General features: G+C 31.8%; 19 protein-coding genes and 1 pseudogene. 12 read left to right on the forward strand and 8 right to left on the reverse strand.

The features are described from left to right. Window positions 1–22: 22 nt before the first annotated feature. Together der and LS73_RS04210 are read right to left on the reverse strand one after the other, a co-directional pair. Window positions 23–1,804 carry a ribosome biogenesis GTPase Der gene (gene der, locus LS73_RS04205; protein WP_052089565.1) on the reverse strand — a complete coding sequence of 594 codons (1,782 nt, stop codon included), beginning with the start codon at window positions 1,802–1,804 and terminating at the stop codon, window positions 23–25. 64 nt (window positions 1,805–1,868) lie between these two features. Beyond that, window positions 1,869–2,402 (reverse strand): hypothetical protein, encoded by a 534-nt coding sequence (locus LS73_RS04210; protein ID WP_034557695.1) that lies wholly within the window; start codon window positions 2,400–2,402, stop codon window positions 1,869–1,871. 292 nt (window positions 2,403–2,694) lie between these two features. Between LS73_RS04210 and LS73_RS04215 the strand changes: the two genes are divergently transcribed. The 3 genes from LS73_RS04215 to LS73_RS04225 all read left to right on the forward strand — a co-directional run bounded on the left by LS73_RS04215 (window position 2,695) and on the right by LS73_RS04225 (window position 5,826). Continuing rightward, entirely contained in the window at window positions 2,695–3,525 is an 831-nt protein-coding gene (locus tag LS73_RS04215) for an ABC transporter substrate-binding protein (RefSeq protein ID WP_052089564.1), read from the forward strand. 127 nt (window positions 3,526–3,652) lie between these two features. Further along, the gene (locus tag LS73_RS04220) at window positions 3,653–4,549 is read left to right on the forward strand and encodes a hypothetical protein (RefSeq protein ID WP_034557693.1); all 897 of its coding nucleotides are present in this window, start codon (window positions 3,653–3,655) and stop codon (window positions 4,547–4,549) included. A gap of 317 nt (window positions 4,550–4,866) precedes the next feature. Continuing rightward, the gene (locus LS73_RS04225; protein ID WP_233708838.1) at window positions 4,867–5,826 is read left to right on the forward strand and encodes a type I restriction endonuclease; all 960 of its coding nucleotides are present in this window, start codon (window positions 4,867–4,869) and stop codon (window positions 5,824–5,826) included. 348 nt (window positions 5,827–6,174) lie between these two features. Here LS73_RS04225 and LS73_RS04230 read toward each other — a convergent pair whose 3' ends face one another. Continuing rightward, entirely contained in the window at window positions 6,175–8,988 is a 2,814-nt protein-coding gene (locus tag LS73_RS04230) for a RecB family exonuclease (RefSeq protein WP_034557692.1), read from the reverse strand. Window positions 8,989–9,292: 304 nt separating this feature from the next. On the opposite strand from LS73_RS04230, the gene LS73_RS04235 reads away from it, so the two are divergent. The 7 genes from LS73_RS04235 to LS73_RS04265 all read left to right on the forward strand — a co-directional run bounded on the left by LS73_RS04235 (window position 9,293) and on the right by LS73_RS04265 (window position 15,965). Beyond that, the gene (locus LS73_RS04235; protein WP_034557691.1) at window positions 9,293–10,102 is read left to right on the forward strand and encodes a hypothetical protein; all 810 of its coding nucleotides are present in this window, start codon (window positions 9,293–9,295) and stop codon (window positions 10,100–10,102) included. A gap of 166 nt (window positions 10,103–10,268) precedes the next feature. Further along, complete coding sequence (locus LS73_RS04240; protein WP_138069987.1) at window positions 10,269–10,820, forward strand: hypothetical protein; 552 nt, start codon at window positions 10,269–10,271, stop codon at window positions 10,818–10,820. 73 nt (window positions 10,821–10,893) lie between these two features. Further along, complete coding sequence (gene rpsT, locus LS73_RS04245; RefSeq protein WP_034557687.1) at window positions 10,894–11,166, forward strand: 30S ribosomal protein S20; 273 nt, start codon at window positions 10,894–10,896, stop codon at window positions 11,164–11,166. A 20-nt stretch (window positions 11,167–11,186) separates the two neighbouring features. After that, complete coding sequence (gene prfA, locus LS73_RS04250; protein ID WP_034557684.1) at window positions 11,187–12,248, forward strand: peptide chain release factor 1; 1,062 nt, start codon at window positions 11,187–11,189, stop codon at window positions 12,246–12,248. Between the two features lie 88 nt (window positions 12,249–12,336). Next, window positions 12,337–12,825, forward strand: a complete 489-nt coding sequence (rnpA, locus tag LS73_RS04255) for a ribonuclease P protein component (protein ID WP_052089563.1) — start codon at window positions 12,337–12,339, stop codon at window positions 12,823–12,825. Window positions 12,826–13,234: 409 nt separating this feature from the next. Beyond that, window positions 13,235–14,860, forward strand: coding sequence for a BCCT family transporter (locus LS73_RS04260; protein ID WP_081955541.1), 1,626 nt, complete (start codon window positions 13,235–13,237; stop codon window positions 14,858–14,860). 4 nt (window positions 14,861–14,864) lie between these two features. Further along, on the forward strand, window positions 14,865–15,965 hold the full coding sequence (locus tag LS73_RS04265; protein ID WP_034557682.1) for an aromatic ring-hydroxylating oxygenase subunit alpha: 1,101 nt from the start codon (window positions 14,865–14,867) through the stop codon (window positions 15,963–15,965). Window positions 15,966–16,157: 192 nt separating this feature from the next. Here the strand turns inward: LS73_RS04265 and LS73_RS04270 are convergent, their stop codons facing one another. The 3 genes from LS73_RS04270 to fliR are packed head-to-tail and all read right to left on the reverse strand — an operon-like array spanning window position 16,158 to window position 18,530. Next, complete coding sequence (locus LS73_RS04270) at window positions 16,158–17,336, reverse strand: pyridoxal phosphate-dependent aminotransferase (RefSeq protein WP_034557680.1); 1,179 nt, start codon at window positions 17,334–17,336, stop codon at window positions 16,158–16,160. Window positions 17,337–17,386: 50 nt separating this feature from the next. Further along, on the reverse strand, window positions 17,387–17,731 hold the full coding sequence (locus LS73_RS04275; protein WP_034557677.1) for a hypothetical protein: 345 nt from the start codon (window positions 17,729–17,731) through the stop codon (window positions 17,387–17,389). A gap of 16 nt (window positions 17,732–17,747) precedes the next feature. Continuing rightward, a complete protein-coding gene (gene fliR, locus LS73_RS04280) occupies window positions 17,748–18,530 on the reverse strand; it encodes a flagellar biosynthetic protein FliR (RefSeq protein ID WP_034557674.1) in 783 nt (260 codons plus the stop codon). A gap of 129 nt (window positions 18,531–18,659) precedes the next feature. On the opposite strand from fliR, the gene LS73_RS04285 reads away from it, so the two are divergent. Both LS73_RS04285 and LS73_RS04290 read left to right on the forward strand, forming a co-directional pair. Beyond that, window positions 18,660–19,952, forward strand: a complete 1,293-nt coding sequence (locus LS73_RS04285) for a DUF814 domain-containing protein (RefSeq protein WP_034557673.1) — start codon at window positions 18,660–18,662, stop codon at window positions 19,950–19,952. A 10-nt stretch (window positions 19,953–19,962) separates the two neighbouring features. Next, complete coding sequence (locus LS73_RS04290; RefSeq protein WP_034557670.1) at window positions 19,963–20,337, forward strand: hypothetical protein; 375 nt, start codon at window positions 19,963–19,965, stop codon at window positions 20,335–20,337. A gap of 313 nt (window positions 20,338–20,650) precedes the next feature. Here the strand turns inward: LS73_RS04290 and LS73_RS04295 are convergent, their stop codons facing one another. Both LS73_RS04295 and LS73_RS04300 read right to left on the reverse strand, forming a co-directional pair. Continuing rightward, window positions 20,651–21,154, reverse strand: a complete 504-nt coding sequence (locus tag LS73_RS04295; RefSeq protein WP_034557669.1) for a chemotaxis protein CheW — start codon at window positions 21,152–21,154, stop codon at window positions 20,651–20,653. A gap of 1 nt (window position 21,155) precedes the next feature. Continuing rightward, window positions 21,156–23,042: pseudogene (locus LS73_RS04300) on the reverse strand (hybrid sensor histidine kinase/response regulator); the annotation flags it as partial. Between the last annotated feature and the right edge of the window lie 124 nt (window positions 23,043–23,166).

Consider the following 23,166-nt stretch of genomic DNA (forward strand, 5'->3'; position numbering starts at 1 on the left):
ACTAGTATTTTTACTTTTTATGTTAATTGGGATTAGCATCATCTTTATTTTTATCACGAAGCTCCAATATAATTGGAGTACCTAAGAGTTTAAATTCTGTTTTAATGGTATTGACTAAGTATCTTTGATAGCTAAAATGCAGCTTAGTCTTATTCATCATAAGGGCTATACGTGGCGGTTTGGTATCAAACTGTGTAGCATAATATATCTTAATGAACTTGCCATGATCGCTTGGAATTGGGTGTTTTTTAATGGCTTCTTGTATGCATTCGTTGAGCCTTGCAGTTGGTATACGATAAGAAAAATTATTATATACCTCTATGATTTTTTGCTTTATGTCATATATATGCCTATTTGTAGCGGCTGATACTGTGATAATTGGAGCATATTCTAGAAATCTAAATTTATGTGAATAATTTTCTTTTAGCTTGGTATATTCTTTACATCTTATATCCCATTTATTCAAAAGAACAATAATGCCCAAAGAATTATCGATGGCAATAGAGCTTATTTTTTCATCAAGCTCTACAAACTCCATGCTGCTATCTAATACCAACAAGGCAATATCGCATTCTTGTAGAATCTTCTGTGTCCTATCCAATGCGTATTTTTCTATGCCATTAATTTTTGAGCGTCTTCTGATACCTGCTGTGTCAACGAATGTAATTTGTTTATTATCATGAATAATACTTTCATTGACTGGATCTGTTGTTGTTCCCGCTACATTGGAGACTAAGGATCGATTAGTTTTTGTTATAGCGTTTAATATGGAACTTTTACCTACGTTTGGTCTGCCTATTATCCCTACATGAATTTGCGGAATTTCTTCTTGATTTGATTCCATTGAGAAATATATTTTTTCATTTGATCTGTCATAATATTCAAGTGGATCTAATCCTATGCTTTGGGTTAAATTTTGTTTTGCTGTAAAAGATTTATGTAGGCTAGAATCTAAAAGCGATATTTTTTTATCATCAACCAAAATTCTTTTCTTTTGTAGCTGGTTTGTATTTATTAACTTTTGAATTGTTGATTCTATTGTTGTGATGAGTTTTGTTATACCTCGATTATTGGATACAGAAATCATTATGAACTCAACTCCAAAAGACATGAAATCGTGAGTATCTAATGCAATTTTATCGCTATCTACTTTGTTTAATACCAATATTGCTGGTTTTTGTTTGGATAGCTCTCTAAAAATCATTATATCGCTATCATCTACACCCATGCTACCATCAACCATATATACAATAATATCGCTTTGTTTTACATATTCATATGAATGTAGCGAAATGTCATATTTTAATGCACTAGCTATATGGCTTTGATTTATAGTAGGTATAAAGTTACAAGATTTAGAATCTGCTTGTATTAAGCTTGTATTTTGCTTTGCCCTAGCTCTTGTCCCAATAGAATCAAGTATATCCAATCCACCAGTATCAATGATACAAATATCAAATTCATTTAACCGTAGGTTTTGCTTATTTATATCTCTAGTGCTACCACTTATGTTTGAAGTAATGGCTACTTGTTTCTTTAGTAATCGATTGAAAAGAGAGCTTTTGCCTACATTTGGCTTACCCATAATGCCAACATTTGCAATCGGAATAATGGGCTGGGTGTTAGCTTTGGATTCTGTGTGGCTATCTATATTCTTAGATTTGTTATGTTTTTTGATATTTACATGTGTTGAGTTCGGTGTATTTGCTAGTTTTAACTTTCTCTTAAATCCAAAAGGAGGTAGCAGCTCCTTTTGTGTATTTATATTGTTTTTTCTTCTAGCCTTTAGGTGCTTTCTGTTCATTTGCTAAATCCTAGCAAGTATGTATAACAATTAGATTATAGGGCTATGAGTATTTAGTGTTAAACTAAAACTGAAGTGCTAAGGTTAGCCCGATTCTATGAATATTCATATTATATCCATCTAACTTTGGTTTTTGATAAGACCCATCAAGACCAATGGCTAATGGCACAAGTGGAAGTGTAAAATGCAAGCCATAGTTAAGAGCCCAAGTATCAGTTAGGTTATTATTAAATGTCGAGCGTGAACCCCCAACATAAGGAGTTAGAATTCCAAATATAGAGTATCCAACTACTGCACCATATTGTATATTGTTATATCTATTTTTCAGAAGCGATCCAGATGAGACGCTTTCGAATTTTACAAATGGAGCTATTCTTATTTTCGTTTTTAGCCATATACGAGCATAACCACCAAAAGATAGAGATGATTTATCAAAATTATAGTGTTTTGCATCACTAAAATCTGCCGAAACAATTCCGCCAGCCTCAATCCCTATTAGAGGTAATGCGCTAGCACTAGATCCTAATGATCCTGCAACCAATGCTGTTGCAACAATCCCTGAAGCACAAATTTTTGTAAAATAAGAAATCTTTCTCATGATAAAGTTCCTCGCTTATTAAATACTATATTATTCTATTTTAGAATTATATGCAAACAATTTAAACCCAAAATAATTTCGATAAATAATTTAATCAGATTATCTTAATTGTGTTTATTTTAATATGGTGGTGCTTTGTGTTTGAAAGATGTAGCAAGAATTGCTCCAATGTTTTGTAGCTATTTGTCTAGCTTTAATGAATAGCTAATTTTTATATTTTATTATCCTAAATGAGATGAAACGTAATAATTTTTATATAATAATAATCCATTTTATTATTAAAGGAAAATATATGCTTAAGACACAAATGTGGAGATTTTATTTTGTATTGTTTACAATGCTATACCTATCTGTGTTAGGACAATCTAAGAATACTATGATTGTGCTAGATCCAGCTAGCATTGAGATTCTATACATGATAGGGGCAGAAGATGAAATACTTGCAATCCCAGATATGAAGACAATTGAGCCTAAAGAAAAGACTAAAAAATTGCAAAAAGTTGGGACTTTTACTAATCCAAGCATAGAGAAGATTCTAAGCTTAAAGCCAAAGATAGTTATTCTTACAAGTTATAGCATTGGATTAAAAGATCAGCTAGAAAGACAGAAAATAAAGACCATGCAATTACCTGTGAATAGTCTAAAAGATATTCAGAATAACATAATCACATTGGGAGATATAACCAATAAACAGGAAAATGCTAAAAAACTTTTAGATGACTTTAATGATAAGCTAGTTCAAATCAAGGCTATGCCAGTAAATAAAAGAGCTGTATTTATATATAGTGCTACGCCCTTAATGGTGTTTGGCGCAAATACTCTTCCTAGTGATGTTTTAGATGCAATTGGTGTAGATAATATTGCTAAAGATATAGTAGGACAACGACCAATTCTTAGCCCAGAATTTCTATTAAAAGAAAATCCAGAAGTTATTTTATATGGTTTGAGAATCACAGATAAAAATGAGCTAATTAATGCTAATCCAGCCTTTAAACATTTGAACGCAGTAAAAAATGATAATGTGTATTTTCTTGAGCTACACTCCTTGCTTCGTGGTTCACCAAATATCATTAATGAGATTTTGCGTATAAAAAAGGATATATTTGGGCAAAAAACTCCTTGATTTTGTTTTGAGTCTTAGCTTGATGGTGGTTTTTAATTTAGCTTTGTAATCATTAGTAAGTTTTTCTTGATATAATCTTTTATACTTAAAGAGATTTGCAGTTAGCTATGAATATTAAGGGAATAGAATGTTTGGCATTAATGCTATATTAATGTTGTTTATTGTGTTTGGCACTGTGTTTATGATTGGCAGTGAATTTAAATATGATAATGGCATATCTAGTAAGGAAATAGAATCTTATTTCCAACAATTCATACAAAGTTTCCCAATAGTAAAATTTAGTGGCTTTTTCAATAAAAGCGATTCTGCAAAAAGGGGACTGCATATATCTGATTGTAGTTTAACTACTTGCAAGGTTTATTATAATGATTATATATCTTTTAAAGGTTCGCATATTCCTATACCAGAGTGCAAAAGCCCAATACCATTAGAGATTATAGATAGCACTAGTGCTAGAATAGGTGATGCTAAGCTTAGTATAAGAGGCAATACTTTATCCATAGATGGTAAAATAACATTTGAATGCAATCCAACAATAATTGCTCAAAATATTAGCAATTCACAAGCAAATTTAGATATAGAATATAATAATGAAAGCTACAAAAATGATATTGGATTTAGCCCAAAAGATTCTAATTTAGAATCTAATGTTGGTATAAGAAATAATTTTCTTGAATACCAAATTACTATTAAAGATTCTACATTTAAGGCAAACTCACCATATCCGGTTAATCTTGATTGCATTCATAGAAAAGACTTTAGCTCTATGTTGATTTGCGCTAATCCATATCTTAGCAATGCGTATAGCTTTGGGCAATTTTTTATTTACCTCGCAGCTCAAAAGCCGCAGTCCTTTCATGTGCCACAAGATGTATATTTACATTATAAGGTAATGCAGGACAAAATCACACAATGTAGATTTCAAGCAAGAAGTAGTTACTGCATAGCACTAGCCATAGAAGAGTTTGAAAAGCAAACTATGCAGAATCTAATATTTGATTCTAGTTGGTTCAATAATAATTAGCCTCTATTTTCTTAACTTAGAATAACCTAAATTTTATTGTCTTTGTGGACTAAATTTTTTAGCCTCATATAAGCAATATTTATAACTTCAAAACAAAATTTATTTTTTGCATTTTTATTAATTTTTATTATAATTTCATTTATCCTTTGACAAAACTAAAGTGATATTGATATAATATTGCTTATGATATAGATAAGATAACATGAAAGATTCGGGGGTATCTATGGATGTTCTAAAACTTGATGCTCTAGCAGAAAAAATTAGAAATACACCTAAAGAAAGTATTCAAACAGAATAAGCCACTAAAATGGCTTTTATTGCCCCATTTCTTAAATATATTGGGTTATGATGTATTTGATCCTTGTATGGTTGTGCCAGAATACATTGCTGATGTTGGGAGCAAAAAGGGAGAAAAAGTAGATTATGCTATTATGAATGATGGCAAACCTTTGATATTGATTGAGGCAAAAAGTATCCATGAAAATCTTGATAATCACAACAACCAGCTTGTAAGATATTTTACTGTAACTGATGCTAAGTTTGGGATTCTTACAAATGGAATCGAATATAGATTTTTTTCTGACTTGGATGAAAAAAATAAAATGGATATTACTCCTTTTATGGTGATTAATATGCTCAATTTAAAAGAGAGGAATAAAAGAGATTTAGAGCGATTTGCTAGAGATAAGCTCAATTTAGATGCTATTTTGGATATGGCAAATCGCAAAAAATATACTACTGGAATCAAAAGCGTTATCAAGGATCAAATGCAAAAACCAAGTGATGATTTTGCAAAATTTTTTATTGCACAGATTACAAATAAAAGAGCAACCCAAGGATTGGTTGAAGAATTTAAAGAATATGTACGTGCTTCTTTGAATGAGATTATCAATGACATTGCAAATGAGAAAATCAATTCAATCAAAAATGAACTTCAATTTCAAAACCAAGAAAATAGCAATCCAAATGAAGATAAGATAGAGTCTGAAAATGGCAATGAAATTAGCACAGAAGAGTTAGAAGGGTTTCATATAGTTCGTGCTATCCTCTCTGAGAGTATAGATAGTAGAAAGCTAGGTTATCGTAATACGAATAATTATCTTGGGATTGTATGTGATGATAGTCGTAGGAAATGGATATGTTATTTACATTTCAAAACAGCAAACAAGTATATTTCATTTAATGACGGTATTGATGAGAGAATCAAAATCGAAAAGTTAGAAGATATTTATACCTTTAAAGATAAATTGCTTGAAGTTATTCAGAAATTTTGTTAGCTTGTTTTGCTTATTTTCTCTTACCTCTCTTACTTGCATAGATTTTTGAATATGCAGTTGATATTAGTGCTATTGCTTTAAGTCATGTAAAATTTAAAACTTCAATTTAATGAATAATTTATATTTTAGGCATATATCAAATTTCAAAACAAATATTTTCCTACCCAAATATATTTTTATAGAATAGAAATTATAGCTTGGAATACTTAAGTTAAGTTTTCAAGATAATTCGCAGCATACTAGTCTAGTGCAGATATAAATCATATTTGTAGTTTTAGAAATTTATGCTTTAGCTAGAGTTACTTTTTTGTATTCTAGTGCTAATTAAGTTTATATGTTTTTATTGTATTAAACTCTTTGGCATAAGAGGTTATATTCGCAAATATTACATATTGCAGTTTGTTTTGTTTGCGTATTCTCTTTACCAAATGATTCTAATATTTCTAATAGTTTTGATTGCGATTCTTTTAAATTCTCTCTTTTTTGTTCTAAGATAAAAGATTTTTCATTATCCTGTGCAAATTCAGATGCATATACATAGACATAATTCATTGGCAAATTTTTATATGGAGTTAAAAAGCTAAAGCTTTCCTTAGCCATCTCAATACAAAGGCTATATATTGGCATTTGCATGCTTTCTATATCTTTTGGCTTTTTTCCTGTTTTGTAGTCATATATCCAAATGGCATTATCATGTTTTTCTATTCTGTCTATAATTCCTACAAATTCATGCTTCCCACATTTTGCATGAAAATCATATTCAAGGGCTAGAATTTCTATCGTGCTTTTTCTAACCCTGCTTTTCTCATAATCAAAGAAATGCTTAGCAAGATAGCAAAGTTTCTCTATCTCTAGCTTTGTTGTGGTGCTATATTCTGTGTTTTGAGCTTGATGTAGGCACTCTTGCTCAAATGTATTGGCTAACAAATCTATATTCTCGCTTGTAATATGTGTTCCAATAAATTTAGAATAAGCCTTATATAATGCGTTATGAATGCAGATTCCAATATCTTTATGGTTTGCCCCATTAGGACTTGTAGGCTCGCTGCTTAAGCCTTCAATATATTTGAAAAAGAATTTACGCTGGCATGTTTGATATATATCAATAGCAGTTGGACTAAATGGCTTTGTATAGCTAAATGCGCCAAAATTATCTTCAACAAAGTTATATGGCAAGTTATCTTGCATATCATAGTATTGATATATCATGTCAATATCTTGTGCCATATCTATATCGCAACGCAATTCAAATAGCATAGTAGATGGAACTTTTTGAGCATTATTGACAAAGCTTATATGTGCTTTTTGGGTGTTTTTGATGATATTGAAATAATGATGCTTGAATAGCTTCTCTTTATCTTGTTTCGTTGGGATGTTGTAGAATTTTCTTATTCTGGAATTTAGGAACATATTATCTGATTTGACATTTGGTATTAAGTCATCTGTGAAATCAAGAATCAAAACTTCTTTGAAGCTAAGACTTCTAGCCTCTAATGCTCCAATGATTCGTATTTTCCCACCAGTTGTATCGCTTAAACTAAATCTTTCTATATCGCGCATAAAAAGCATAAAAAGCTCGTAAAAACCAAGTCTTGATGTTGCTAAAAAATTAACATTATACAATGTTGATAGGCTTGATATAATTTTTATACATTCTGAAATAATGATTTCATAGTCGTAGAAAATAATACGTAAAATTTGTTCTAAATGTTCTATCTTGGGTTCTTCTATATAATAGTTTTGATGTTTTATAATATCTTGCAAAAAGCCCCAAAATGATTCTATTTGAGAATCTTCACTTAAATTTTCATTCAAATTATTATTAGATTCTAAGCTAAATGAAATGTTCCAATTCAGACTTGTTGATAGCATATATTGCAATGATTGATATATGAATTGTATCTTTGATATGTAGTCTTGATTAGATTCTATGCTTTTTCTTTGGCTTAGGATAAATGAAATTATTGGTGTTATATCTATTCTAGTTTGAAAGTCATATTTATTTTTTTGTGCTATATCTTTTGTCATATTGTCTTGCAATGACTTTAGCACCATATACTCTTCTAAAGTTTGGATATTAATTCCCATAGCATAGTTAAACAAATTGCAAGAATCTAAAACCATTAAACTTGTTGCAAAAGATTCATCAGGCAGGATAATAGCAAAGTCGCTTTCGTTAGCTTTATCATCTAGTATCTGATTTTGCCAATCTAGCGCAAGATGTAGGGCTAGATTTGCTTGATTAATTTGCCTTTGTGTTTTGTATAGATTGATTTTGTTAGTATTTAGCTTTGATTCTTTTTTGCATACCAATATATCATTTGAAACGCAATAGATATATTTACAATTGGATTCTAAACTCTTGCTAAAGGCATGTGTATAGTGTGATATATTATAAGAATCTGTGCTGAAATGTATGCAAATAGGAATGATTTTAGCAATATGCGATATGATCTCATATTGTATTGGTGATATAAAACCATCAAGGTCTATATGCACGCTTTCAAACTTTTGCAAATAAGCCTCTAATATATGGTAGTTATGCGAAATATCATTACTATAAATAGAATCTGTTAGATTATTAAGGCTTAGGATTCTTTGATATTCTGTATAAATCTCTGCTAATAGTGCCAACTGCCATTCATATTCAATATATGTATCAATTTCACTAAATTTCATTATATTGTCTATTGTAATTGGTATCTTATGAGCACGTAGCTCATCATAGAATTTCAATAATATATTTGAGCTCTCCAAATATGAAATAAAACTTTCTTCTGGATTTATTATGCCCGCGCTTTGCAATTTAGATAGATCTTTATTGTGCTTTATTGTTTTTAAGGCAACAGATAGGAAAAATTCGCGAAGATTTCCTGGGACTAATGCATTTGATGTATATATAATTTTTTGAAAGAATTCATCTAATGTCATGGCATTTGGCAATATGGTGTCAATAGCACACTGTGGATTTGAAAAATTAAATAAGCAAAACCAATCACTTTTGATTACTGTGTTTTCTTTATTAGATAGATAAAGCGGACTAAAGTCTATATCATCAGCATATAAGCAACGCAGATAAAATTCTCCTTTTGCTCTAGCATTACTAAGAATATATAGACTTCTTTTTTGCATGAATAAGTTCAAGTTATTATTATGAGACAATTCGTATCCTTGACTACTTTATTTTGCTTGATGTTTGGATTTTATTATGGATTGATTATTCATCATACCTTCTTATATTTTTGTATATTTTACTGTGGATTTTAAAATACTATTTCTTGCTTTATAAATATAGAATTATTTATATAATACACTTATAAAATTGTATTCATTATGAACATTTTTACTTACGATCATATTTTTGTGTTGCATTTGTTTAAAATTCAGTTATTGGGTAATTATTATGAATATTAGATTATTTTATATTGGAGTTATAACTACTTTTCTAATATCTTTAGGATTGAGATTGTATTATTTGGAACACAGGGTAGATTTACATCTTGATGAAGTTCTGTCTATTGTGCTTTCAGAATATAATGATTATGGTTGGGGAAAATTTTATGAAGATGGTATTGTATTAGATTCTAATACAATAAAAGAAAAATTATTGTGGAATGACCCTACTATTAGCGGTGCTTTTAGGGATATTGCAAAGCTTTGGAAGAATAATCGCGACAGGCCACATACTAATTTGTATTACAGCATTTTTAGATTATGGCATATTGGTTTTATAGACAATGATACAAAAAGCTTACTATATAGAGGGATATCTCTAAATCTTGTTTTATTTGCCTTTAGTTTTGTTCTTGCTATTTGCCTAGTAAGGAATCTGCTACTACTTGCTAGCTCTAATAGCAACACTATGCAAGTATGTATACTTGTATTTTTAATGATGGCATTTTTAAATCCAGCCTCTATCACAAATACATTATTCATGAGACCTTATATGTTACAAGAGTGTTTGTTTATTTTGTTTCTATGGGCAAATAGCATGCTTTTTTGTCTCTTGAATAATTGCAATATTAATCCTACTTCACCTAAAGACTTAAAACCTAGAATTGTGCGTATGTCTTGTTTCTTGATTATTTCAACCTCCCTTTTATTGTTATCTGGATATTTTACAATTGCTTTTGTTACTATTATTTTTATGGTATGTGGAATATATACTGCTCTTTGTATAAAAAGATATATATATATATATATATATAACAATCTTGTCTTTGGTTTTAAATGTTTTAATATATCCAAAGTATTTTGCAGGCATTATTCAAGATAGGGGGAAAGAAGCAGCAGATAAAATTAATTTAGATTATTTTGTTTCCCATATTACAGAAATTACGCAATCATTTTTTTATTTAATATATAGTAATCTGGGAATGTTTATTTGCATGCTGTTGCTATGTGGGTTTGTATTATTTTTTTATTCTTTTAGGATAAAGTCCTTGCATCAAATTATTAAGCAAGATTTAATAGCTATTTATTCTATTTGTTCTTTTATATGGATGTTTTTAGTTATATTTGTTGCACCTTTTAAAACATTACGCTACATTATGCCCGCATTTCCTATTGTTTTATTATGTGTGCCATATCTTATGTATTTTTTGACAAATAGACATAGACTTTTCGCTTATATATTATGGACCTGGTGCTTTGCTGGTATTATTGCTGTATTTTTCTATGGGAATCGCATTGAGAATATGCAAAGCACATTACAACAACAAATTTCTTCATTAGAAGAAAGGTCAATAGATTCTCATATTGCTGTGTTTATGATACATAGTGCTAATTACGCCCTTTTGGTTCCATATATGCATAACGGTAAATATGTTTTTTTCAACCATTGTGAAAAATTGCAAAAATCATTAAGTAATTCAAATCATGGTTTTACGGCATTGATTGGAGATAAGGGAGCTTGTTTAGAAGATATTAAAAACATGAGAGGAATTTATGATATACAAGATTTTTATGGATTTGAAATACTATATTTTCATTAAGTATGGAATAATTTATCCAATTTGAAAAGTAAGATGTTATAATAAAAACTTTTAATTCTATTAAGGGAGTAGCATGGCAAATCATAAATCCGCAGAAAAGAGGATCAGGCAAACACAAAAAAGAACAGAACGCAATCGTTATTATCGCACAAAAATAAAAAATATTATAAAGGGCGTGCATGAGGCTGTAATCAATAAAGATGTATCTGGTGCTAGCGAGGCATTTAAAAGGGCTAATAAGGAATTACATTCTTTTGTTAGTAAGGGAATCTTAAAGAAAAATACTGCGGCAAGAAAGGTTTCAAGGCTTAATGTACTTGTTAAAAAGCTTAGTCAAGAGCAGTAATTCTAGGCATTTTGTAGAATATGCTAGTAGAGAAGTTAAAGCCAATTATTGCTAGAAATGATGAGTTATCTTCATTGCTAAGCACGCAAGAAGTTATGTCCAATGTTGAAAAATTAAAAAGATTTAGTATAGAGAAAAGTGAAACTGATGAGATAGCGCAGAAAGCAAGGGAATATCTAAAAGTACTTGATGATATAGCAAGTAATAGGAGTTTATTAGATGATAAGGAATTAGGTGAGCTTGCTAAAGAAGAGTTAAGAGAATTGGAGCTTAGAGAATCAGAGCTTCAAAACGAAATCAAGATTCTTCTTATTCCCAAGGATCCAAATGATAAAAAAAATATTTACTTGGAGATTCGTGCTGGTACAGGCGGAGATGAAGCCGGAATATTTGTAGGTGATTTATTTGGTGCATATTGTCGTTATGCGGATTCTAAGGGTTGGCGCGTAGAGATTATTAGCTCTAGTGAAAATTCAGTTGGTGGATACAAGGAAGTAATAGCTTTAATCAAAGGTGATGGTGCATATTCTCGCTTAAAGTATGAGGGTGGCACACATCGTGTTCAACGTGTTCCAAAAACAGAATCACAAGGCAGAATCCACACTTCAGCAATCACTGTGGCTATTATGCCAGAGGTAGATTCTTTGGAAGTTGTAATAAATCCAAATGACTTGAAGATAGATGTTTTTCGTAGTGGCGGACATGGAGGTCAAAGCGTTAATACTACAGATTCTGCTGTGCGAATAACTCATATTCCAACGGGTATAACTGTATCTATGCAAGATGAAAAATCACAACATAAGAATAAAGACAAAGCGTTGAAGATTTTGCAAGCAAGGCTTTATGAAGCAGAGCTAGAGGCGCAGACTACACAGAATCATGAAGCAAGAAAAAATCAAGTTGGCAGTGGAGATAGAAGTGAGCGCATACGTACATATAACTATCCACAAAATCGCATGACAGAGCATAGAGTAAATCTTACTCTTTATAGTCTTGAAGAGATTATGCTAAATGGGGATTTGGATAAAGTGATTGACCCATTAATTGCACATGCGCAAAGTTTGGCTTTGAGTGGTGAGTAATTTTATGATTTTCAAATGGATATAATATTAAAGCAAAGAATAGCATAGATGTATTTTGGCATTTATACTTAAAAAATAAGGGATTTGTATGCCGCATTATTTTTGTTCTAATCAGAATTCAAAACAAGCTATTTCTAGCCTTAAAAATTCATTTGAATTCAATGTTCTTTTTAAAGATGGCGTAAGGCTAAATCATGATAATATTTGCATTCATGCTATTTCTCTAAATAAGCTTAAATATAAGTTACAGCATAGTAGAAAATATAATCGTGATCTTTGTGGAAATGTTCTACTTGGATTTAGCATTAATAAGAAGGTTGCCAAGTCAGTGAAGCGTAATCTTATTAGACGTCGCATTAAGGCTATCTTCCTTTACTTAAGCAGAGAAATGTCAATTAGAAATACTGCATTTGCGCTTGTTTGCAGAAAGGGAATCTTAGAATGGGATTTTCATTCCTTAAAGCAACATATAATCCGCTCTATACATAAAATCAAGAAGTTGCTTACAAATCCAAACAAACGTCACATGTCAACGTATGCTTATAGACAAGACACAAACAAACAAGATTCTAAATAGATGCAATATACTTAATTCATGATTCTATAAACAACTTTCTAATAATCTAGCAATTAATATCTTAGACATAACCAATTCTATATCAATATTAGATTATAGCTCACAACAAACATATATTAAGTTCTAAACATTTCATTCTAATTTTCAAAAATAAATATGAAACTTAGAATGAAAAATATTAAGATAAACATCTAAGATTGCATATAGATTGAGATTCTAAAATCGATATTAATCCTATGTATTGCATTATTCTATTAATATTAGAAAATATATTACTATTCTTATAAAATGATTAACTGTAAAATATTTCACATTTTCTATTTTCTAATTTACATTTACTTTTTGTTTATAGATATTTATTTATTATCATCTTAATTGCTTTAACTTTATGAGAATTAATGAGGTAATGATGAATACACAATCCAAATCTGTTCACCATGAATATAAATTAAATACAGCCGCTGATAGACCACTTATATTTATGTCAATAGCTTGTGTTGTAGTTGTAGCTGGTAGCATTTATTTATTCCCAGAGGCGACAAATAAATATGCTTCTATTTTATTTGGCTTGGTTACGGATTATTTAGGTTCATCAATACAGCTAATTGTGTTAATAGGGCTTTTTATATGCCTGTATATTGCATTTAGTAAATATGGAAATATTAAAATGGGAGACCAAGAGCCAGAATACAAAACCATGCCTTGGTTGTTTATGTTTGTTTGTGCTGGAATTGGTTCATCTATTTTTTATTGGGCTACCATAGAGTGGGTTTATTATTATCAATCTCCCGGACTAGGCTTAACTCCTAAATCGCAAAAAGCATTAGAATCCACTGCCGCTTACTCATTTTTTCATTGGGGAATTTCTGCTTGGTCTGCTTATGCATTAGCTTCTATTGCTTTTACATATCATATTCATGTTCGCAAAAACAAGGGATTATCATTATCAGGTATGATTTCCGCGATTTTTAGAATAGATTCTAGAGGGTTTGTTGGCAAGGTTGTAGATATGGTTTTTTTATTATCATCAGTTGGAGCATTAACCCTCTCCTTAGTGTTAAGCGTGATTATACTAAGTATTGGGCTATCTGCTTTACTTGGGATTCCAGATAATTTTATTACCCGAGCAATTATTACTATTGCTTCTGCTACGATGTTTTTGCTAAGCACATACATGGGTATAGATAAGGGCATGCAAAACTTAAGCTCTGTGCTTGGTTATGGCACTTTGATTCTAGCTGCCATTGTGCTAGTCATTGGTCCTACTCAATTTATCTTAGACAATATAGTAAATAGCATGGGGTTTATTTTTTCTAATTACTTTGGCATGTCCTTATTCACAGATCCTTATGGCGATGGTAATTTTACTAAGTCTTGGACAGTGTATTATTGGTTATGGTGGATTTCATATACTCCGGCTGTCGCTTTGTTTGTTGCGCGTGTATCGGCTGGGAGGAAGATGCGTGAAATTATTTGGGCGTTTTTGCTTGGCTCTAGCTCTGGGACTTGGTTTCTTTTTGGAGTGCTTGAAAGTTATAGCATTCATGAATTTTTAACAGGTGCTCTTGATGTTGTTAACATAGTGAATGAAAAAGGTGGAGAAGCTGCCTTGGTTGCTACATTTTTACATCTACCGCTAGGCAAGGTATTCCTTGCAGTATTGTTATTTCTTATGATTGTTATGTTAGCTTCGCATGTGGATGCTGTTGCCTATGCTATGGCTGCTACTTCAACTAGGAATCTATCAGAAGGGCAAGATCCTAGTCGAGGTATGAAATTATTTTGGTGCATTTTATTAACACTTATACCGCTAGCAATGTTATATATCAATGCTCCATTGTCCGTTTTAAAGACTTCAGTAGTGTTGTCTGGATTACCATTTTTATTGATTTTATTAATTATTATGTTTGGTTTTATAAGGTGGCTTATTAATGACTATTCTCGGGTGCCATCGCATACAATAGATACTTATGTGCTATGTATCGATGATAATGAAGAAAGGGAGCCATCTTTCAAACCAAATATTAAAGGATAAGATCATGTCTACACATATTAGTTTGCCAAAGGATTTTTGCAGCAACCCAAAAGAAGCATATACATTGCCAGCTAGATATTATATTGATGATTCTGTTTTTAGCCATGAAATAGAAAATATTTTTACAAAAGATTGGATTTGTATTGCTCATGTCAACGATGTGCTTTTGCCAAATCAATATATCACTCGTGAAATTATTGATGAATCTATACTTGTCATTCGCGGACGTGATAATGTATTGAGAGCATTTTATAATGTATGTCCACATAGAGCTCATAGAGTTGTTGAAGGCGAGGGGAGTGCCAAGAATCTTACATGCCCTTATCACGCTTGGGCTTTTAATCAAGATGGTTCATTTGTCAATGCTAGGAATTGCAATAATGTTTATAATTTTAATAAGCATGATGCATGTCTTACATCTATTAGATGTGAGGAATATGCGGGGTTTGTATTTATTAATTTGAATCCAAATTGCAATAAAACAGTTGAACAGCAGCTCCCCGGATTAAAGGAATCTTTTGAAAAAACATTGCCAAATGCAGCAAAGCTAAAAAGGGTTGCTAGATTTACTACAAAAACTCCAGCTAATTGGAAAAATATTGTTGATAATTATATGGAGTGCTATCACTGTGCTCCTGCACATCCCGGGTTTGCTGATTCTGTTCAGGTTGATAAATATTGGCATAAGTTCTTTACTAATTGGTCATTGCAATATGGCTTAGCTATTCCATCTGATAAATCTTTTCAGTTTAGTGGAGAGTCTTCATTCTCTGGATATTGGTTATGGCCTTGCACCATGTGGAATGTGAATCCAGTGGGCATGCTTAACGTCATTTTTGAATTTCCAATAGATTCTGAAACAACCTTGCAATACTATGATATTTTTTTACCTAGTGAAGATATAGCAAAGGAATATCAAGATTTAATAGATTGGTATAGAGATGTATTTCGCCCAGAGGATTTGCGTTTAGTAGAGAGTGTGCAAAAGGGATTGCATTCAAGGGGATATAAAGGACAGGGAAGAATTATGGCTGACAATAATGATTCTGGTATATCAGAACATGGGATTGCTTTTTTTCATAATTTAGTAGCACAGAGATATTAATTACTAATCAATCTAAGTTGGAATTAGATAGCTTACAAAATAGATTTATATTTGTAAGCCTACTTAAGTTTTATTTATAATTAAGTTATTATATTTAATAATCTATATTAACTTCTCTTGTGATTTACGAGATCACTATAAATAATTCGAGAGAATAATTTAAGATTGTGATATTCATTGGGTAAACAAATGCTATAAATTTTTAATAAATTCTGCAATTCTAACAAATCCTTTTTTAATCTGTTCTATTTCACACGCAAAACTCATACGAACAAAACCATCCATACCAAATGCACTACCAGGCACCAATGCTACACCGCTTTTCTCTAACAATTCCTTGCAAAATGCTATGCTATCCCCATTAAATCCCTTTACATTTTGAATATTAATGAATAGATAAAATGCTCCATCTGGTTTAGTAACGCTAATGCCAGGTATTTCTTTAATTAGACTGCATGCTATATCTCTTCGCTCTTTAAAGGCTTCCCGCATTTGTCTAATATCAAAGTCTGCGCTTCCATCAATAGCTGGTATGGAGGCTTTTTGAGTAATTGAGTTAATATTTGAAGTGCATTGACTTTGTAGATTATCCATAAGCTTTATTAGCTTTTTATCCTTTGAGGCGGCATATCCCATTCGCCAACCAGTCATTGCTACGCTTTTACTCAAACCATTAATTGTTATAGTGCGCTGCAATATTTCATTATTAAGAGAACCTATACTTGTGCATTCTCCATCGTATACAAGCTTTTCATACATTTCATCGCTAATTACCCATAGGTTATGTTTAATTGCTACTTCAGCAATTGATTCTAATTCTTGTTTACTATATATCATGCCTGTTGGATTGGATGGACTAGTTAATACAATAGCCTTAGTCTTAGGTGTTATAGCGGATTCAAAGTCTATGCCACGTGCTTTGAATCCATACTCCTCTATAGTATTGATAAATACAGGTTTACCACCGCTATAAATTACTAACTCGGGATATGTTACCCAATATGGCGTTGGAATAAGCACTTCATCCCCATCATCAATTATTGTTTGGAATGTATTAAATAAAGATTGTTTTGCTCCATTGCTAACGATGATTTCATTTGGGCTGTATTCTAAATTATTATCTCTTTTTAGTTTGTTTGCTATAGTTTGTAATAACTCTGGGATTCCAGCTACGCTTGTATATTTCGTAAAACCAGAATTGAGAGCACGTACCGCTTCGTCTTTAATGATTTTGGGCGTATCAAAATCTGGCTCTCCGGCACTAAAACTTAATATATCTTTACCTTGAGCCTTTAATTCTCTTGCTAGAGTGGCTACTGCTATTGTGGCGGATTCACTAAGACTTAAAACCTTCTTTGAATACTGTTGCATAATGCTCCTTATCAAACAAAACTAACTTAATGCTATCAGAACTAAGTAATTTACAAGAACAATTTCACATTAAATTTCTCATCCAAGAATATTGATATGAAAAAACTTAACATTTTGTTGTTGTTTGTTGTAAGATTTACTCTTATTCCGTCTCTATCGCTAAGCTTTAGCAGGAATCCTACTAAGCAATCTGGCAGGGGATATGAATCTACGAACTTAATATCTAGCACATCAAATGATTTATTTTTTATATGCTCAATCTCGTCTGTTTTGGTTATCCCGAATAATTTTTTCTTAAAGTCTTTAAAGCTTTCATAATCCGAAATAATGCCTGTGCATGTTATAGATAGGTTTCTATTATTTATATCGCCTTCAAGTGTAAAACCCATGTCCATAATTTGCTCCTTAAAATTACTGTCCAAGAATCTTTGCTAGTATTTTTATAGCTTGGCTTAAATCCTCTTTGAAATGGTAGATTATGCTTGGTACGATGATTGTAAGGATAACAAAAGCTAGGGCAATTTTGACTGGAAATCCAATTACAAGTAAGTTAAATTGTGGATGAGTTTTCATAATCATACCGAAGATTATATCTGATAACAAAATAACGGCTATGATTGGAAAAGCCATAGAGAATCCTATAAGTATCATATTTCCAAATGCTTTTACGAAGTATTTTGCAATGTCTGGTATGCTTGTAGTCATTAGAAATCCACCCAAAGGTGTATCGTTTATTGTGTAGGCTATAATATCAATTAGCAGATAGTGAAAATTAAAGTATAATGCCATGAGTATTGAGAGCATGCTTACGACTTGTGCTACGATTGGTTTAGTAGTTCCGCTTGTAGGATCATATGCGCTAGCCATTGTGAATCCCATGGAAAAACTAGCCAAATCACCTGCAAATATAATCGAAGAAAATGCAATTTGTAACACAAGTCCACATACAAATCCAAGTGTAATTTCAAACAATCCAGCCAATATAAAGCTAGCTAATGTGGGATATGATATTATGCTTTGTAGTGTAGGCATAAATACTACTGCTAGTATAAAGGCTAATGCCGCACGAACACTAACGGGTATAATTTGGTTATCAAAAAATGGAAAAAATGCTAGTATAGAGCTAAAACGCAAAAATAATAACAAGAAAGCCATAACGTTGGCGTTCGTGATATATGGGATAAAATCTAACAAGATATTCCTTTTTGCCTTTCTTTATATGTGTGCTTAGGTTGTTTTGCTAATGTTTATATGATTCTAGCATAGATTTAAACATTAGGTTTTGAATATTACGCAATGTTTATAGGTTTGGGAGTAAGGATAATGCAGTTACAATCGCTTTATAATCTAGCATATATTTTTTCTACATATAAATATATAAATCATATAGAGCGCGTAAGTGATAATATTATTGAAATGAGACTTGATGCTGCTCTTTATTGTATTGATTTGAATAAATCTAATCCTTGTATTTATTTTAGGGAATCTTCTTTTAAAACTAAATCTTACCATGCTCCATTTGACATTGCTTTGCGTAAATATTGTCATAAATCTAGGATTGTGTCATGCAGGCTTGATGGTATGAACAAAATCCTTATATTTGAATGCAATATAAAAAATGCCTATAAGCAACAAAGAATATTTTTGCATTTTGAGTTAATCAATCGTGCAAGCAATGCTATTATTGTCTGCGATGGTATTATTATCTCTGCGCTTAGATTCTCTTCATTGTCTAGAATTATCGCACCAAAAATAGCTTTAACTCCTATGCCACAACCAAGCTTTACAAAACAACTCTTTTTGGAGGATAGGGAATTATTCCTACGTAAACTACAACAGCATTATCAAAACTTGCAAGATTCATTAGTAGTTCAAAATAAAAACAGATTGTTACAAAGATTGCATATAAAGCTAAATAAACTTCAAGTTCTATATGACTCTTTACCTAAAGTAAGTGAATTGGAAAGCTCGCGTGAGGAGCTAGTTATGCTTGCAAATCATATATTAATGAATTTAGATGACATTCCGCCATATGTTACTCGTATAAGAATTAATGACAAAATCTATGAAATTCCACAAGAGAGCAAAGCTTCATTAGTTAGCCAGAAGCTATTTAAACAGGCAAAAAAATTAAAACAAAGAATATTGCATATCAATCTCCAAAAGCAGAATTTAGAATCAAAGATTGAATTTTTGCAAAATCAAATATGCTTTGCTAATAATGCTAGCCTAGAGGAAATAGAAGTGCTAAAGCAAAAAAGAGTAAAAAAAACAAAAGAAGCTAAAAAGTATTTTGAGAGTTTTTACATTAATGGAATCTGCGTAAGTATAGGTAGAAATGAAACTGAAAATTTGCGTTTATTGCAACAAGCTAAAGGAGATTTTTTATGGTTACATGTAAAAAATGTTCCATCATCGCATTTGATTATCCATAGTGTTAAGGTAGATTCTGATACTCTTATGCGTGCTGGAATGCTTCTTGCTAAACTTTGTGGTATAAATGATAAATCAGTTGTGATAGACTTTACTAAACGTAAATTCGTCAGGATTTTACAAGGTGCAAATGTAGTTTATTCTAAGGAAAAGACGATATGTATACATCTTAATAACATATAAGGAGTGATTCATGGCACTTAATTCTATTGGGAATCTTACTTATATTAATCAGGCTAGTAGCGCGACATCTGCCATTCAAGCAAATAATATGCCGCATCCAACTACGCTAAATCACAGCATATTCCATGAGCAGATGCAAAAGATAGAAGAAGTTCGTCCAACTGAGCAATCACATAAACTAGAAGATAAAGAGGGAAATGGCAAGAGGGAATTTGAAAATGAAAAAGAAAAAAAAGGACAAGGAGATGATTCTCAAAGCTTTGAGAAAGCCATTAGCCTAGATGATAGATCGCATACTAGTGTAGGGCATATAGAAGAAAGAGTTGTCACAGAGGATACTATGCTTATGAAATTAGATTCTCACTTGTTAGATATTAAGGGCTGATCAATATAACCATGTATAAAAGTTGACTGGATTTATGATCGATAACTGGTATTTATATAGAAATTCTTAATATATCGATAATTTGGTTCTTATTAAAATACTATAAGACCAAATAAATGTATAAATCTATGGTAAATGATACTTTTGATTGTAATTTGGATTCTTTAGTCAATGATTTATATGATAAGAATCTTAAAGATTGCTTTACTACAAATAATATAATTAATGCTTCTGTTTTTGTATTTCTATAAATTTGTTATTTCACTTATATAAATAAAACAGAACCTAAGTCAATACTTAAAAAATAGAATATTTAGAATGTGCGTTTAAGTAAACTATCAACTCTTAATATAGTAGTAAGCCTATCACCTTGCTTTGCTATTCCATACATTAGATTTTCTTTCTCATCGAATGTATCTGGGATAGGGTCGATGAGACTTTCGTCTATTCTTATGGCTTCTGTTAGTTTGTCAATAACAAAACCAGCTATTTCATCATTGTGATTTACAACAAGATAACGAGTATCTCCGTCTTGCTTGTTAGGCGGTATACCAAACTTCATACGTAAATTAATCAATGGATATACGTTTCCTCGTAAATTAAATACTCCCATGACATAATCAGGAGTGCCGGGCACACGAGTAAAATCTATAGGTTTAATAATTTCTTTGACATTTAGAATAGGAACTGCAAATTCCTCTGTGCCTACAACAAATCCTATTAGCTGGACAATATTTTCAGAATCACCATGTAGCTCTGAACCGTCTAGTTGCTTTTGTTGCTTTGCGAATACATCTTTTATTTGCTTGTTATCCATTCTATTCTCCGCTAGTTTGTAGATTTATATTACGTTTTACAACATTTAATAGATATTCTGGAGTATATGGCTTTGTAATATACTCAGTCATACCAGATTCCACGCCACGCATTCTATCTGTTTTGCTTGTTCTGCTCGTCACTGCTATGAGCGGAAGATTCTTAAAACGATTGTATTTTCTTACTTCGCTAGCAAACGTATAGCCGTCCATGCGAGGCATTTCAATGTCTACTAACACGGCATCCAAATCATGATCACCATTCTTAACTATTTCTAGCCCTTCTAAACCATTGCTTGCTTCAATCACGGTAATACCTAATGGTTTTAAGCATTTTTTCATAATTGCTCGGTCTGTATTGCTATCATCAATTGCTAGGACAACATAGTCACTTGGCGCACTCTTAGTTTTTGCTACTGAATTTTGAGAAATGAGATTGCTTACGCTTACCTTTACATCTTTCGCCATATCCATCATAGCGGCTACGTCTGCTATAAGAGTAATTTTTCCATCTCCTCGCACTGTAGCACCAGCTATACCTTCTGTACCTTTTAAATAGTATCCTAATGACTTAATAACTACTTCTTCTTGCCCAATTAGATAATCTACTATTACTCCGATTTTTTGTTCAGCTAAACCAATAATTACAACATATACTTCATTAAGACTTTCTAATACTGAATCTACTTTAAATATATCTGCTAAGCGAACTAAGCTTAATACTTCATTTCTTAACCTTAGCACACTTTTACCATCAACAGTATAGATTTCCTCTTGAGAAACGCGAACTGTTTCTAATACAGAGCTTAATGGAATAGCATAATATTCTTCTTGTACGCCAACAAGTAATGCTTGCATAATGGCTAGCGTAAGTGGTATTTTAAGTTTTTGTGTAGTGCCAACACCTTTTTCAGAATCTACTTCAATAATCCCATTTAGTTTTTCCACATTTGTTTTTACTACATCCATTCCAACACCTCGACCACTTACATTAGTAATAGTAGCCGCAGTGGAGAACCCAGGTCTAAAGATAATTCCAAATGCTTCCTTGTCGCTCATACTATCTACATCTCTTTCGCTAAGCAAGCCTTTTTCAATTGCTTTTGCTTTTAGCATATCTGCATCAAGCCCTTTTCCATCATCTTTAATTTCGATTACGATATGATTGCCTTCATTGTATGCTTTTAGCTCCACAGTTCCTGTCTCGCTCTTGCCATTTGCCTTACGAACATCAGGTGTTTCAATTCCATGGTCGCATGAATTTCGTATTATATGTATGAGCGGATCGCCAATTTCTTCTACGATTGATTTATCTAATTCAGTTTCTTCTCCACTAATTATTAGATCTATGTTTTTTCCTAATTCACGGCTCAAATCTCTAACCATTCTAGGAAATTTGCTAAATACCTTTCCAACTGGTAACATTCGAGTTTTCATTACCGCTAATTGCAAGTCGGTTGTAACTGTGCTAATAGAGCTAACTACTTGGTTAAGCTCTTCTAAGAATTTTTCACCATCATATCTCTCTTCTACATCACCATAGATTCTAATTAGTCTATTTTTACCAAGCACAAGTTCCCCAATAAGATTCATCAAGTGATCTAATCGTTTGACATCTACTCTTACAGTTGGTTCAACAGCAACAGAAGGTGCTTTTTGAGCATTATCTTTTGGCTTTGCTTGTGGTTTGGGAGCTGGCTTTGCAGCTTGTTCAGCTGATGGCTTTGCTTCTGGTTTAGTTGGTTTTGGTGCTTCTTTTTGGGCATTCGCCTCTTCTTTTCGTTTTTCCTCTCTTCGTTTTTTGTCTTCTGCTTGTCTTTTTGCTAAAAGTCGTTCAATTTCTGCTTCTACTTCATCCGCAGACATATTTGCATAATCTAGTTCTTCTTCGCTTGATTCTTCAGTTGTATTATCACTAGAAGGAGCTTCAACTTGTTCTGGCTGATTAGTTGGGGCTGGTTTGGCTTGAGCTGCTTGTTGTGTTTCTGAGTCTAAATCTCCATCATCTGGTCCT

The organism is Helicobacter muridarum (assembly GCF_000765805.2).
Taxonomy (GTDB): domain Bacteria; phylum Campylobacterota; class Campylobacteria; order Campylobacterales; family Helicobacteraceae; genus Helicobacter_A; species Helicobacter_A muridarum.